At 71.9% G+C, this 14,063-nt stretch carries 14 protein-coding genes and 1 pseudogene; 5 read left to right on the forward strand and 10 right to left on the reverse strand.

Features of this window, described 5'->3' with window-relative positions; all coding sequences use genetic code 11:
* Window positions 1-35 precede the first annotated feature (35 nt).
* Entirely contained in the window at window positions 36-1,319 is a 1,284-nt protein-coding gene (locus LC193_RS10840; protein WP_226073642.1) for an LCP family protein, read from the forward strand.
* Window positions 1,320-1,474: 155 nt separating this feature from the next.
* Here LC193_RS10840 and LC193_RS10845 read toward each other — a convergent pair whose 3' ends face one another.
* The 5 genes from LC193_RS10845 to LC193_RS10865 form a co-directional block, all read right to left on the reverse strand.
* On the reverse strand, window positions 1,475-2,017 hold the full coding sequence (locus tag LC193_RS10845; protein WP_404819389.1) for an AAA family ATPase: 543 nt from the start codon (window positions 2,015-2,017) through the stop codon (window positions 1,475-1,477).
* A gap of 96 nt (window positions 2,018-2,113) precedes the next feature.
* A complete protein-coding gene (locus tag LC193_RS10850; protein WP_318842201.1) occupies window positions 2,114-2,689 on the reverse strand; it encodes an AAA family ATPase in 576 nt (191 codons plus the stop codon).
* Window positions 2,690-2,728: 39 nt separating this feature from the next.
* The gene (locus tag LC193_RS10855) at window positions 2,729-2,941 is read right to left on the reverse strand and encodes a DUF397 domain-containing protein (protein ID WP_226073644.1); all 213 of its coding nucleotides are present in this window, start codon (window positions 2,939-2,941) and stop codon (window positions 2,729-2,731) included.
* Window positions 2,925-3,755: a helix-turn-helix domain-containing protein gene (locus LC193_RS10860; RefSeq protein ID WP_226073646.1), complete on the reverse strand. Its 831-nt coding sequence runs from the start codon at window positions 3,753-3,755 to the stop codon at window positions 2,925-2,927. Before LC193_RS10860 ends, LC193_RS10855 begins: the two co-directional genes overlap by 17 nt.
* 417 nt (window positions 3,756-4,172) lie before the next feature.
* On the reverse strand, window positions 4,173-4,547 hold the full coding sequence (locus tag LC193_RS10865; protein ID WP_226073648.1) for a VOC family protein: 375 nt from the start codon (window positions 4,545-4,547) through the stop codon (window positions 4,173-4,175).
* Between the two features lie 107 nt (window positions 4,548-4,654).
* Between LC193_RS10865 and LC193_RS10870 the strand changes: the two genes are divergently transcribed.
* From LC193_RS10870 to LC193_RS10880, 3 genes are all read left to right on the forward strand, one after another.
* Window positions 4,655-5,197 carry a CGNR zinc finger domain-containing protein gene (locus LC193_RS10870; protein WP_226073650.1) on the forward strand — a complete coding sequence of 181 codons (543 nt, stop codon included), beginning with the start codon at window positions 4,655-4,657 and terminating at the stop codon, window positions 5,195-5,197.
* A 368-nt stretch (window positions 5,198-5,565) separates the two neighbouring features.
* Window positions 5,566-5,757 (forward strand): hypothetical protein, encoded by a 192-nt coding sequence (locus LC193_RS10875; protein ID WP_226073651.1) that lies wholly within the window; start codon window positions 5,566-5,568, stop codon window positions 5,755-5,757.
* A gap of 152 nt (window positions 5,758-5,909) precedes the next feature.
* A complete protein-coding gene (locus LC193_RS10880; RefSeq protein ID WP_226073652.1) occupies window positions 5,910-6,875 on the forward strand; it encodes a 1-aminocyclopropane-1-carboxylate deaminase/D-cysteine desulfhydrase in 966 nt (321 codons plus the stop codon).
* A gap of 30 nt (window positions 6,876-6,905) precedes the next feature.
* On the opposite strand, the gene LC193_RS10885 is transcribed toward LC193_RS10880, so the two are convergent.
* The 5 genes and pseudogenes from LC193_RS10885 to LC193_RS10905 all read right to left on the reverse strand — a co-directional run bounded on the left by LC193_RS10885 (window position 6,906) and on the right by LC193_RS10905 (window position 12,565).
* Entirely contained in the window at window positions 6,906-7,901 is a 996-nt protein-coding gene (locus LC193_RS10885) for a BtrH N-terminal domain-containing protein (protein ID WP_226073653.1), read from the reverse strand.
* Window positions 7,902-7,997: 96 nt separating this feature from the next.
* Entirely contained in the window at window positions 7,998-8,666 is a 669-nt protein-coding gene (locus tag LC193_RS10890) for a GNAT family N-acetyltransferase (RefSeq protein ID WP_226073654.1), read from the reverse strand.
* A gap of 123 nt (window positions 8,667-8,789) precedes the next feature.
* Window positions 8,790-9,560: pseudogene (locus LC193_RS10895) on the reverse strand (GH12 family glycosyl hydrolase domain-containing protein); the annotation flags it as partial.
* Window positions 9,561-9,731: 171 nt separating this feature from the next.
* Entirely contained in the window at window positions 9,732-11,147 is a 1,416-nt protein-coding gene (locus LC193_RS10900) for an APC family permease (RefSeq protein WP_226073655.1), read from the reverse strand.
* A gap of 47 nt (window positions 11,148-11,194) precedes the next feature.
* A complete protein-coding gene (locus LC193_RS10905) occupies window positions 11,195-12,565 on the reverse strand; it encodes a UDP-glucose dehydrogenase family protein (protein WP_226073656.1) in 1,371 nt (456 codons plus the stop codon).
* 169 nt (window positions 12,566-12,734) lie between these two features.
* Here LC193_RS10905 and LC193_RS10910 point away from each other — a divergent pair, with 169 nt between their 5' ends.
* Complete coding sequence (locus tag LC193_RS10910) at window positions 12,735-13,844, forward strand: acyl-CoA dehydrogenase family protein (protein WP_226078550.1); 1,110 nt, start codon at window positions 12,735-12,737, stop codon at window positions 13,842-13,844.
* Window positions 13,845-14,063 lie beyond the last annotated feature (219 nt).

Below are 14,063 nucleotides of genomic sequence, written 5' to 3' on the forward strand. Positions count from 1 at the left end.
CCGTTGATCACGCGCGCCGGGCAGACTTGCCTGCTATGAGCGACTGGCCCGACGGGTGGACCGACGACGACCAGCCCCGCGACCGGGACCGCTACGGACGGGGCAGCGGCAGCGCCCGCCCTGAGGGGGCCCGGGTGATGCCCCAGGTACCCAGACAGCCCCAGCCGCAGCCCCGCGCGCCGCGCCGCGGCCGGTCCGGCTACGACTCCGGGTACAACGAGGGCCAGGTGTACCGGGGCGCGGGCGCGCGGCGCGCGGCGCCGCCGCCCCAGGGGCCACCGCAGCCCCCGCACGACCCGTACGGCCCCTACGGTGACGGCGGCCACGGCGCCGCGCCGCGCCGCCCCCGGCGCAGCCTGCGCCGCCGGATCGGGCTGACGGCGCTCGGTCTCGTCGTGGTGCTGCTCGTCACCTCGATCGCCACGTACTTCTGGGCCGACGGCCAGCTGCGCCGCGAGGTCGACCTGGCCTCGGTCGAGGACCGGCCCGAGCCGGGCCGGGGCACGAACTACCTGATAGTCGGCTCCGACAGCCGCGAGGGGCTGACCGAGGAGGAGCAGCAGGAGCTGCGCACGGGCAGCACCGAGGGCAAGCGCACGGACACGATCATGCTGCTGCACGTCGGTGAGAACGGGAACACGATGGTCAGCCTCCCGCGCGACTCGTGGGTGACCATCCCGGAGTTCACCGGCTCGGTCTCGGGCGACCGCATCCCGGCGCAGCAGCAGAAGCTGAACGCGGCCTACTCGATCGAGGGCGCCGAACTCCTCGTCCGCACCGTCGAGTACAACACCGGCCTGCGGATCGACCACTACGCGGAGATCGGCTTCGGCGGGTTCGCGAGCGTGGTGGACGCGCTCGGCGGCGTCGAGATGTGCTTCGACGAGCCGGTCCAGGACCGGAACTCGGGCGCCGACTTCGAGGCCGGCTGCCAGCGGCTGAACGGCGCCGAGTCGCTCGCCTTCAACCGCCAGCGCTACCAGGAGGCCGAGGGCGACCTCGGGCGCACGCAGAACCAGCAGGAGTTCCTGGGCACCCTCGCCGACCAGGCGGCGTCCCCCTCGACGCTGCTGAACCCGTTCCGGCTGGTCCCGACGATGAACGCGAGCCTGGACGCGCTGATCGTGGACGAGGACATGAGCCTGTGGGACCTGCGCGCGATGTTCTGGGCCATGCGCGGCGCGGAGCGCATGAACATGCCGGTGGCCGACCCGGGTTACCAGACCCCGGCCGGCTCGGCCGTGCTGTGGGACGAGGCCCAGTACGAGCAGCTGATGACGCAGCTGAGGAACGACGAAGAGGTGACGGTCGGCCGCTGACGGCCCCCAACCGCGCGCCCGTCACCGTTCAGGTGACGGGCGCGTGGACGTTCGGGCTCAGACGGCAGGACCGCGGGGCCCTCAACCACCGAGCCCGAGCCCGTCGACGACGCCTCGCCCCTCGGCCTTCAAGGGGAAGCCCATCGTACGGCCGCTCACCGGCTTCTCCGACTGAGCGGATCACCGACATCGAAATGGCCTTCCATCCACAAGTCACCCAGTGCGGCCCCGGACTGGAGCATCGCGCGGACCCGCTCGCTGTCGGACACGCGGAAGGCGCGCGTGTAGCCGTCGCGCTCGCGATGCAGGATACGTAGCTCGTCGGCCCGAATGCCGTTCACGAAAAAGGGGGCGTGGGTCGAAACAATCACCTGACTACGCTCGGTCGCCGCCCGGCACTTCTCCGCCAGCTCGGGCAGGAGTGCCGGGTACAGGTGCTTTTCCGGCTCCCCGATGCCGACCAGGGAGGGCAGCTCGGCAGCGTGGAGGACGACCAGGTAGGAAAGCATGGTGAGCGTGCCGTCCGATGCCCAGCGGGACTGGACCGGATCGTCGAACGGAGCATCCTTGAGCTGGAGGAGCAAGCGGCCGTCGTCCAGCGGCCTCGTTGCCACCCTCTCCAGTTGCGGTACCCGCAGGGCGAGGGTTCCCAGAAGCTGATCGAGCCGCGCCCCGCCCTGTTCCACCAGGAATTGCATGACATTGGGGAGATTGTCACCAGACTTCGACAGCCTCTCCTGAGGGCCGGCCTCCGGAATGCCCCGGCTGTCGCGGAAGGTGCCGCTGGGGAGATATCAGTCGGTGATGTACCGGCGGAGCGCACGGACGCGCGGGTGCGCGGCCAGTTGACCGAGCGTGCTCACCGCCAGAAGATCCGGCGAGTCCAGCTCTTCACCGCCCTTTGTGCCGCTTTCCTCGGGAATGTCACCGGCGATCACCGTCCCCTTGCCGCGCTTGAAGTCGAGGAACGTACACGGTCGCCCATGCACCCGCTCCCGGCACCAGCGCAGCGATTCGGAGACGACCTCGGGCCCGCGCCGTCCGTCGTCGATCGCCAGCTGGTAAGTGATGGGGGTGAGACCGGGCTCCCGGTACGTGATCTCGAACTCCACGGCCCCCTCAGCGCCACGGGAACGGAGCTCTCTCCCTCGCCCACGCCTGTCCCATGCGCGTCGCAGCCCGTCGTCGAAGCACTCGGACAGGAAAGCGAAGACGTCGAGAAGTGTGGACTTCCCGCTGCCGTTGGGGCCGATGACCACGGTCAACGGCGTGATGTCGGACAGCCGCAGATCCCGCAGCGCGCGGTAGTTCTTGACACGCAGGCTTTCGATGCGAGCCAGGCCGCCATCTCCCTGTCGGTACCCGCTTATTGAACGTGATCGGGCGCGTGGCCGCGTGGACGTCCGGGCTCAGGTGGTGGGGCCGCCGTGCTTGATCGCGGTCACGAAACCGGACCACGCCACCGGGCCGAACGCCAGCACCGCGCCCTCCGCGCACTTGGAGTCCCGCACCGGCACCATAGGCAGGCCGTCCGCCACCTCCACACACTCGGCACCTTGCCCGTTGCTGTAGGAGCTCTTCCGCCAAGCGGCGACCGCACGCATGTCACGCATCTGCTGCATCTTCGTATTCTCTCAGGTACTCACGGATAAGGTCGAGCGATTCGCGCTCCGGCAGCGCCTTCGAACGCGCCACGTCGAACAACTGGGTCAGCTCAAAGATCTGCCGAGGCGACTCCGCCGCCTGCCCGGCGGCGAACCCCTCGGTGTAGGCCAGCGAGGAGCCGTTCCGCAGGGTCAGCAGGCTCATGCTGCCGCCCATCATGGGGTGTACCCCCTGGCTGAAGGGCAGCACCTGCACCATCATGTGCTGCGGTCGGCAAGCTTCGAGAAGCGAGGAGATCTGATCACGCATGCACCGGGCGTCCCCTATCGGCCGCTTGAGACCCGCCTCGTCCATGATCGCCCAGAAGAAGGGCGGTTCCGCGCGTTCGAAGATGCGCTTGCGGCGCATGCGGGTGGCGACGCGCTCCTCGACCTGCTCGTCCGACTCCCACGGCATGGAGGCACGGAACAACTCACGCGCGTACTCCTCCGTCTGAAGCAGCCCCGGCACCAGGCTTGATGTGAAGACCTGGATGCGCTCGGACTTCGGTTCGTTGCGGAGGACGCCCTGCCCGTAGTCCGGAATGGACAGGTCCTGCGCCATCTCCAGCAGATCGGCAAATAGGTCCGATGTCTCGAAGAAACGGTCGAGCGCCGCAGCGAGGGCGGCCGATGGCGCCTGCTCGCCCCGTTCGACCCGACCGAGATAGCCGTACTGGTAGGTCAGTTCACCGGCCAGATCGCGCAAAGACAGCTTGCGCGCCATGCGGAGACGTCGCATGTGACGGGCCAGCAAGTCCGCCGGATGCGGGCCCTCGTGATTGAACTCCACCTGCCTCACCCCTTCGTGACCGGGCCAGAACATCGCAGGCGGCAGACGCGCACGTCAACCGCGCCGAGCGCTGCGGAAACGCCCCACAACGGCGGCGACATGCGGCCCGCTCCACGTGTACACGCCCCCCTTGGACACGGCACGGCACTCGAAAGAGGGATGACACGAATTCCCCACCCACGGCGGCGACTCGGCACAGGCCACGGCACCGCAGCCGCGCTGGACGGCCGCCTGCCCCTGGTCGGCGTCTCCTCTGTCCTCGACCGTCGCCGGGAACGGGGTCTGCCCGTCGAGTGACCCGGGCGGTGTTTCCGCAGCCCCCGCTGCGCGCCGTGCCGAACGGCGCGGCCCGGAGGGGGCGTTACCCGCTCCGGGCTGCGGCGTTCGGCACGGGCTTCTGGCGGCGCGGCCCCGGGGTCAGCGGACGCAGAGGCAGAACGGGTGGCCCGCCGGGTCGGCGTAGACGCGCCAGTCGCGCGTGCCGCCGCTGTCGCCCTCAAGGAGGGTCGCGCCCAGCCGCAGCACCTCGGCCTCCGCCGCTTCGAGCTGGTCCCTCGGCACGTCCAGGTCGAGGTGGAACTGCTGCGGCATCTCGGTGCTGGGCCAGCGCGGCGGCTGGTGGTCAGGGGACGCCTGGAACGCGAGCTGCCGCCCGTGCGGGCCGATCAGCTCCACCCAGCGCCCCTCCTCCTCGTCGTCGATCCGCCAGCCGAGCACCGCCGCGTAGAACTCCGCGAGTTCGCGCGGATTGCGGCAGTCGAGAACGGTTACTCCCATCGTGGCGACAGCCATGGCACCTCGTCTTCCTCGTGAACCATCAGGGCAGCGTTACCTGTATAGCGCTTCAACCAGTAACGGTTACCTCATCATGGCGGTTCGCCGGTAACGTTGCAAGGGACATGGGAGAGCGAACGACGCCGAGCGGCCTCGTCCTCGTCGAGACGCTGATCAACACGGTCGACCTGGAGGCGGGGCGCGACGCGCTGACCGCGCCGGACGGGCTCGACGCGTTCGCGCGCGACGCCTCGGTCGCGCTGGCGCCGGACGACGTGCCGACCGTGACGCGCCTGCGCGAGGCGCTGCGCGCCGCGTGCGCCGCGCACACCGGGCGCGCGATGCCGGCGAGTACGGCCGCCGACCTGGCGGACCTGTTCGCGGACGCCCCGCTGGTCCTGCGCGTCGATGCCGCCACCGGGGCCGCCCGGCTGCACCCGGCCGCCGGTCTGAGCGGCGCGCGGGCCCTGACGGCCCGCGTCGCGGCGGCCGTCGCCGCTGCGGAGGCCGACGGAACGTGGCAGCGCCTCAAGGCGTGCGAGGCGGAAAGCTGCCGCTGGGCGTACTACGACCACAGCCCGGCGGGCCGCCGCCGCTGGTGTTCGATGCAACTGTGCGGCGCGCGTTCCAAGATGCGCGCCTATCGCGCGAAACGACGCACACCCTGACCGGTTCCCCGGCACCGCACACGACCGAAGCGCGCGCACGGCCGGGTCCCCGTTGGGCTTCGCGGTCTCCGGGCCGGACGGGGAACGCCCCGGCCTGACCCCGCCCGCTTCCGCCCGCCTCCTGTTCGGCCTTCGCCGCGCCCCGCCCGCCGGTTCGCGGCGGTACGTTCTCCCCTGCCCGCCACCCGCGCGGCCCGGGGCCCGCAGCGCGATCGCGCGCTGTTCCCGCGCTGCCGGAACGCTCGGCGGGCCCTCCGTTTCCCCGGCCCCGACCGGCGCGCGGGCCGCCCGCACGGAGCACCCGGGCCGGATCGGATCACCGACCGGAACGCGGACAGAGACGAACCGACAGAGACAAGGAGAACGCCATGACGGAGACAGACGCCCAGGCCGGACCGGCCACGGTCGAGACCTATGCGTCCCGGACGCCCGACGCGGAGGGCTGGCGCGGCGTGCCGTTCGTCCACCCGGCCATGGACGGCGGAAAGCACGACGGTGGCCCGATGCCGCCCGAGGCCCCGCGACCGCCGGAGCCGAGCCCGTCCGACGACGGCCGGTAGCCGCGCGTCCGTGCCGTTCCGCGCCGGGCGCGCGCCCCGCATGGAACGGCGCTGACCGGCATGGAACGGCGCTGACCGGCCCTGACCGGCGCGGGGCAGCACGGTACGGCGCGGTACGGCGCGCTCCCGAGCGCGTTCGTACACTTGCTCCGATGGTGCTACCCGCGGCCCTGCCGTCCCCCCTCGTGACGCTGACCGATCCGGACCTGGCCGACTCGGGCATCGAACTGCGGCTCAAGCGGGACGACCTGATCGCACCCGGCGGGATATCGGGCAACAAGTGGCGCAAGCTGGTCCCGAACCTGCGCGCCGCGCTCGACGAGGGCCACACCCGGCTGCTCACGTTCGGCGGCGCCTGGTCCCACCACATCCACGCCGTCGCAGCCGCCGCCGCTGCCTGCGGCCTGGCGAGCGTCGGCGTGATCAGGGGCGACGAGCTGGCCGACGCCCCGCGGAACTGGTCGCTCGCCGAGGCCGAGCGCAACGGGATGGAGCTGGCGTTCGTGGACCGCCGCACCTACCGCGAGACGCTCGCGCACCTGGACGACCCGGCCACCCGCCGCCGCATCGAACGCCGCTGGGGCCGCTGCTACGTACTTCCCGAGGGCGGCAGCAACGCCCTCGCCGCGCGCGGCACGGCCGGTCTCGTCGAGGAACTGCCCGGCCTCGGGCCGCGCGACCTCGTGTGCTGCCCGGTGGGAACCGGCGGCACGCTCGCCGGCATAGCCGCCGCCCTCCCGGCGGGCGCGCGGGCCTGGGGCGTCGCGGTCCTCAAGGGCGGCGCGGGCTACCTGGAGGACGAGGTGACCCGGCTGCACCGGTCCGGCTGGGCCCGGACGTTCCCCAACTGGCACATCAGCCACACGCACCACGGCGGCGGCTACGCGCGGCTGCCCGCCGCGCTCACCGCGTTCGCCAGCGCGTTCGAGGAACGCCACGGCCTGGCCGTCGAGCCGCGCTACGTCGCCAAGATGCTGCACTGCGTCTACGACACCGCCCCCGCGCTGCCGCGCGGCACCCGCGTCACCGCCGTGATCACCGGCCCGCCGCACGCTCCGGCCGCCGAAGCCGCGGAAGCCGCCGAAACCCCCGATCCCGGACCGGGCCGGGCTCGCTGAGGGCGGCCGCTGCCCGGTTCCCGCCCCTCGTCACGCCGCCTCCCGAACGGTCCGCAGCGCCTCCATGGCCTCGCGTTCCACGCGGGAGAGTTCACCGATGACCGTGCCCGCCCGCGCCAGGCACCGCGCGTCGCCCGAGGTACCGGCCTCCGCGATGAGTGCCGCGGCCTGCGTCCACAGGGTGGCCGCCTCGGCGTACAGGGCGTGGCCGGTGCGCAGTACGCCACAGTCGAGGTGCTCGGCGCACTCGGCGAGGAAGTCGCGGTAGAGGTTGCGGAACAGGGCACCGCCGGTGCCGGCGTTCTCCATCATGGCGGCGGCCCGCGGCAGGTCGCGTTCCGGTGCGTCGGTCCGCCGGAGCCACGTGGGCACCAGGGTGGCGGCCTTCGCTATGCCCCGGTGGCCCAGGTTGGAGATGGGGGGAGTGAGGAAGGCGTCGGCGCAGTCCGCGACGGCGCCGACGATCCACTCCCGCGGAGCGGGCGGGTCCCCCGGGAGGGTGAGGGTGAAGGACCGGTGGCGCGCGGTCATCGGACCGCGCGCGGCCCTGGCCCGGGCGAGGCCGTCCAGGCTGGTGGACACCGCTCCCCCCTGCTGCTGGGTGTCCACGAGGTAGGCGTCGTGGTCGTCGTAGCCGTACATGGCGACGACGTGACCGCCGAAGTGCACTTTCGTCCCGAAGTAGTCCAGGTGGTAGCTGTCGAGTTGCAGCCCGACGGGGCGGCCCGCGTCGAGCGGCGCGGCCACGTTGTCCCACGCCCTGCGGGGGGACGTAGTCTCCCGGACCTCCAGTTCGAGTCCCAGCCGAGCGGCCAGGTTCCTGGTGAGCTCGAAGGGCTTGACCCGCCCGCCCAGGAAGGGGAAGCCGATGCTCTTGCTGTCCCAGTAGATGAAGGACAGACCGGAGCCGAGTCCGAACAGCATCGGTTCCGACAGGTCGAGGCCCTGGTGCCGCAGCAGCACCCCGAGAGCGGTCGTCTCGCAGTGCTGCGCGCCGCGGGCGTCGATGTCGATCACCGTGGTCATGCGGTACCCCTCAGGTCGCGGACGATCAGCCGTGCTGGTGGGCATCCTCGCAGGTCCTCGGCCGGGCGCCGCGCGCCGACCACCGCGCGCAGGCGATCACGCCTCGGCGGGCGCCGCGCCGAGCAGGGGGAGGCAGGGGGCGAGGCCGTGGACGGCCACGGGCACGTCGAACGCGGGGGCCGCGGCCTCCCATCGTTCGCGCGACAGGCGCAGCCGCACCTCGGTGGCCGGCCGGCCGCGGATCGCGAACCGCTGGACGCCGTCCCGTTCGTAGCCCAGCTTCTCCGACACGCGCAGCGACGCGGCGTTGTGGTCGAACGCGCCCGAGACCGCCTCGACCGCGCCGAGCCCGGCGAACGCCAGGTGCAGCGCCGCCACCCGCATCTCGGTGCCGATGCCCTTGCCCTGGTACCGCGCCCCCAGCCACGAGCCCGTGCCGACCTCGCGCAGCACCGCGAAGTCGCGCGCGTACACGTCCTGCACCCCGGCCGGCTCGCCGTCGACGAACACGGCCAGTTGCAGCGACCAGTTCTCCGGGCTCCAGTCGGCCCGCCGCAGCCAGTGGTACCGCAGCACGGAACGGGCCCGCTCGGCCGGCGGCTGGTCGGTCCACGGCACCAGGAACGGCATCTCCTCCGGCGGGTGAAGCCCCTCGGCCGCGAGATCCGCGAGCACGGCCAGCTCGTCGGTGTCCGGCAGGCGGAGTTCGAGGCGCGGGGTGGTCACGCGGAGGGCGAGCATGGGCCAGTGGTCGGTGGTCGGCATGCGCCATTGTGGAACGCGCGCCGGGCCGGAATCACCCGGTTTTCCCGGCCCGGCGCGCTTCGCGCGTGCGCCCCGCGCAGAGAGTCCGCGCGTGCGCCCCGCGCCCGCGGTCCGTCCCGCTCAGTTCACGGTGGCCGAGAACGAGTCGACGCCGAGACCGGCCCCGCCCACCCAGGGCTCGAAGCCGGCCTGGACGCTGGTCAGGTACCAGTCCTGGCGTGCGAGGCCCCGGTTGACCGCCTGGTTCACGAAGTCCTTCACATCGAAGCTCCAGCTGCTGATCGCCGAGGGCGCGACGAACGAGATGACGTCGTTCGATCCGTTGCTCCCGGTCCACACCTCCCAGGTGCGCCCGCCGACGTTCGCCGTGCCGGTGCGCGAGCCGATGGGCTGGACCGGGCCGACGCGGTGGAACCAGATCATGATCTCGGTGCGGTTGACGCCGTTCGTCCTCGGCGTCGGGTCGAGCCAGATGTCGTACGACGCGTTGTACACTGCGCCGCTGCCCGCGCCGTAGTTGTACGTGATGCTGCTCGGCACGCTGCCGATCGAGTCGATCCGGCGGGGCAGCCGGGTGCCGGGTGAGCAGTTGGTGTAGTGGCAGCCGTTGAACAGCGACGGGTACGACTTCGGCGCGCCGTTCGTCGGGACGCTGCCGTCCGCCCGGGTGATGCGGAACCCGGAGCCGGTCACGTCGATGCACTGGGTGGCGCTGGTGCCCCAGCGGTTGTTCTGCGCGATGTACGAGCCGACGACGGCCGTTCCGTACTGGTCGCAGATCTGGACGTTCGCGAGGGCGGGCGCGGTGCCGGTGGCCGTGGCGGTCAGCGTTCCCGCGGCGACCGCGAGCGCGGTGACCACGGCGCGGACGCGTGAGGTGATGCGTAAGGTCATGTTGCTCCTCCTGCGGGTGGGGCCCCTGGGCGGGGGTCCGTGAAGGGGAGCGCTCCCAAACGTGCCGCAGCGGACTCTAGAGCCGGGGCCCACCCCTGGCAAGGCACGGAACGCGCCCCTCCCCCCTCCCTCACCCGACGGCCCGCGCCCCCGCCCTCACCTCCCCCGGCCTCACCCCGCGCGCCGGCGGCCCGCGAGCACCCGGTTGGCCAGCCACACCGCCGCCCACAGCACCAGGCCCACGACCATCAGCCAGCCCGCGATGCGGTAGTCGTCCGCCGGCCGCCCGGCCAGCGGGCCCGCGAGGTAGGCGCACAGCACGGCGCCGATGACGGGCAGCGCGGTGGGCGCCCTGAAGTGCCGGTGCGCGACGCGGTCGCGGCGCAGCACGAGGACGGCGACGTTCACGACCGCGAACACGCACAGCAGCAGCAGGGACGTCGTGCCGCCGAGGGAGTCGAGGTCGGCCCAGCCGATGAGGAGGAACGCGAGCAGGGTGGTGAACACGATCGCGACCCAGGGCGTCCTGCGGCGCGGCAGCACCCGGCCGAGCGGCGCTGGGAGCGTGCGTTCGCGGGACATGCCGTAGAGGAGGCGGCTGGCCATCAGCATGTTGATGAGCGCCGAGTTCGACACCGCGAACATCGTGATCCACGCGAAGAGGTCGAGCGGGAAGCCGGGCGCGCCCGCCTCGACGACCTTCAGCAGGGGCGTCTCGCCCTCGCCGAGTTCGCTCGGGGCCACGAGGGTGACGCTGGCGACCGCGACGAGCACGTAGATGACGCCGGTGATCGTGAGCCCGATGAGCATGACGCGCGGGAAGATGCGCACGGGGTCCTTGGTCTCCTCGGCCATGTTCACCGAGTCCTCGAAGCCCACCATGGCGAAGAACGCGAGGGCCGTCGCCGCCGTGACCGCGCCGAACGCCGTTCCCTCGCCCGTCGTGTCGAACTCACCGACGCGGGAGAAGTCGCCGTTCCCCTGGAACACGGCCCACGCGCCGATCGCGATGACGATCATCAGACCGGTCAGCTCGACGATGGTGAGCAGGACGTTGGCCTTGACGCTCTCGCCCACGCCGCGCAGGTTGATCAGGCTGATGCCCGCCATGAAGGCGAGCGCGATGATCATCGTGGCGCGGGCGTGGTCGCCGTCGACGCCGAGGGCCGACAGCAGGTTGGCGGCGAACGCCTTCGACGCGCTCGACGCCGAGGTGAGGCCCGAGCACATCACCGCGAACGTGACGATGAAGGTGAGGAAGTGGATGCCGAACGCCCGGTTGGTGTACGCGGCGGCGCCGCCGGCCCTCGGGTACTTGGTGACCAGTTCCAGGTAGCTCGTCGCGGTCAGCATGGCGACGACGAACGCGAGCAGGAACGGCAGCCACACCGCGCCGCCCACCTCGGCCGCGACCTTGCCCGTGAGGGCGTACACGCCGGTGCCGAGGATGTCCCCGACGATGAACAGCAGGAGCAGCCCGGGGCCGATCACCCGCTTGAGTTCCGTGCCGCCCTCGGGGCCTCGTTCGGTACCGCCCCCGGGGGCCGCGGCGGGCGCCCGGCCCTCGCTTGGTGTGCTGTCCGGCATGGAAGAAACGATTGCCGGAACCGCCGGGGCCAAACCGATGTGGCCCGCTATGCCGTCGGCCGGCCCAGTGCCCGGTACGTCCAGTCGGCCTTGCGCCACAGCACGGGGTCCAGCGTGTTGCGGCCGTCCAGGACGTGCCGTTCCGAGACGACGTCGCCGAGCGCGGCCGGGTCGATCTCGCGGAACTCCCGCCACTCCGTCAGGTGCAGCACGGCGTGCGCCCCTTGCGCCGCCTCGGTGACACCGTCGGCGTAGCGCAGGGTCGGGAAGACCCGTTTGGCGTTCTCCATCGCCTTGGGGTCGTAGACGGTGACCTCGGCGCCCTGGAGGTGCAGCTGGCCCGCGATGTTGAGGGCGGGCGAGTCGCGGACGTCGTCGGAGTCCGGCTTGAACGCGGCGCCGAGGACCGCGATGCGCTTGCCGAGCAGGGAGCCGCCCAGCGTTTCCCTGGCCAGCTCGACCATGTAGACGCGGCGCCGCATGTTGATGGCGTCGATCTCGCGCAGGAACGACAGCGCCTCGGCCGCGCCCAGCTCGCCCGCGCGGGCCATGAAGGCGCGGATGTCCTTGGGCAGGCAGCCGCCGCCGAACCCGATCCCGGCCCGCAGGAACTTGCGCCCGATGCGGTCGTCGTGCCCCAGCGCCTCCGCGAGCTTGAGCACGTCGCCGCCCGCGGTCTCGCAGACCTCGGCCATGGCGTTGATGAAGGAGATCTTGGTGGAGAGGAACGCGTTCGCCGCCGTCTTGACCAGCTCGGCCGTCGGCAGGTCGGTGACGATGAACGGCGAGCCCTCTGCGACCGGCTTCGCGTAGACCTCGCGCAGCAGCGACTCGGCGCGGCTCTCGCCGCCCGTGGCCGCCGTTCCCCCGCCGCCGGCGACGCCGACGACGATGCGGTCGGGGCGCAGGGTGTCCTCGACGGCGAAGCCCTCGCGCAGGAACTCCGGGTTCCACGCCAGCTCGGCGGCCTCGCCCGCGGGGGCGAGTTCGGCGATGCGGCGCGCGAGGCGGCTCGCGCTGCCGACCGGCACGGTCGACTTGCCGACCACGAGCGCGGGCCGGGTCAGGTGCGGGGCGAGGGATTCGACCGCGCTGTCGACATAGCTCATGTCGCACGCGTACTCGCCCGGCTTCTGCGGGGTGTTGACGCAGATGAAGTGGATGTCGCCGAACTCCGCCAGCTCCGCGAAGGAGGTGGTGAACGACAGCCGGCCGGAAGAACCCGGCAGCCCGGCCACGTGCCGGGCGAGCAGGTCTTCGAGCCCCGGCTCGTAGATCGGCGTCTGCCCGCGGGAGAGCGCCTGGGTCTTCTCGGGGACGATGTCGAGGCCGAGCACCTCGAACCCCAGCTCCGCCATGGCGGCGGCGTGGGTCGCGCCCAGATATCCGAGTCCGATCACTGCGATCTTCGGAGCCATGGGAACGAGCATAGACGGCGGCTGTCGGGAAGCTCACGCGCCAGTGCGGGTTCCCTCGCCCTAGGATGGCATGTTACTTAACAGTCATTAGCATCGTCGCTCGCAGGGAGTGAGACACGTGGCAGGAGCCGCAGACTTCGACCTCTACCGCCCGGCGGAGGAGCACGACATGCTCCGCGACTCGGTACGCGCGCTGGCCGAGGCGAAGATCGCCCCGTTCGCGGCCGAGGTGGACGAACAGGCCCGCTTCCCCCAGGAAGCCCTCGACGCGCTGGTGAGCAACGACCTGCACGCGGTGCACGTACCCGAGGAGTTCGGCGGGGCGGGGGCCGACGCGCTGGCGACGGTGATCGTCATCGAGGAGGTCGCGCGCGTGTGCGCCTCCTCGTCCCTGATCCCCGCCGTCAACAAGCTCGGCTCGCTGCCGCTGATGCTGTCCGGATCGCGGGAGTTGCAGGCCAAGTACCTGACGCCGCTGGCCAAGGGCGAGGCGATGTTCTCCTACTGCCTCTCCGAGCCGGACGCGGGCTCGGACGCGGGCGGCATGAAGACGCGGGCCGTGCGGGACGGCGACCACTACGTGCTCAACGGCGTCAAGCGGTGGATCACCAACGCCGGCGTCAGCGACTACTACACGGTGATGGCCGTCACCGACCCGGACAAGCGGACGCGCGGCGGGATCTCCGCGTTCGTGGTCGAGAAGGGCGACGAGGGCGTGTCGTTCGGCGCCCCCGAGAAAAAGCTGGGCATCAAGGGCTCGCCGACCCGCGAGGTGTACCTCGACAACGTGCGCATCCCCGCCGACCGCATGCTCGGCGAGGAGGGCACGGGCTTCGCGACGGCCATGCGCACGCTCGACCACACGCGGATCACCATCGCCGCCCAGGCCCTCGGCATCGCCCAGGGCGCGCTCGACTACGCCAAGGGCTACGTGCGCGAGCGCAAGCAGTTCGGCAAGCCGGTCGGGGACTTCCAGGGCGTGCAGTTCATGCTGGCCGACATGGCGATGAAGCTGGCGGCGGCCCGCGAGCTGACCTACGCGGCGGCGGCGAAGTCCCAGCGGATGGACGGCGACCTGACCTTCTTCGGCGCGGCGGCCAAGTGCTACGCGTCCGACGCGGCGATGGAGATCACGACGGACGCGGTCCAGCTGCTCGGCGGCTACGGCTACACGCGGGATTACCCGGTGGAGCGGATGATGCGGGACGCGAAGATCACGCAGATCTACGAGGGCACGAACCAGATCCAGCGCGTGGTGATGGCCCGCAACCTCCCCTGACGCTCGCCCGGGGCGGGGCCCGTGCGGCCCGGCCAGGACGGACGGGGCCGCCCCGCATCGGTGGGGGCGGCCCCGTTTCCCATGCCGGCCGCCCGCGGTGCACCGGCCCGGAGCAGGCCGGTGGCCGGGCTCCCGTCAAGGCATGCGACGACGGTCGAAAGGCTGGGGCCCGACGCGGAGTCCCGCCATGCTCGGGCCGTTCGCGACACGCTCGGGCCG

Source organism: Streptomyces marincola (assembly GCF_020410765.1).
Lineage (GTDB): Bacteria > Actinomycetota > Actinomycetes > Streptomycetales > Streptomycetaceae > Streptomyces > Streptomyces marincola.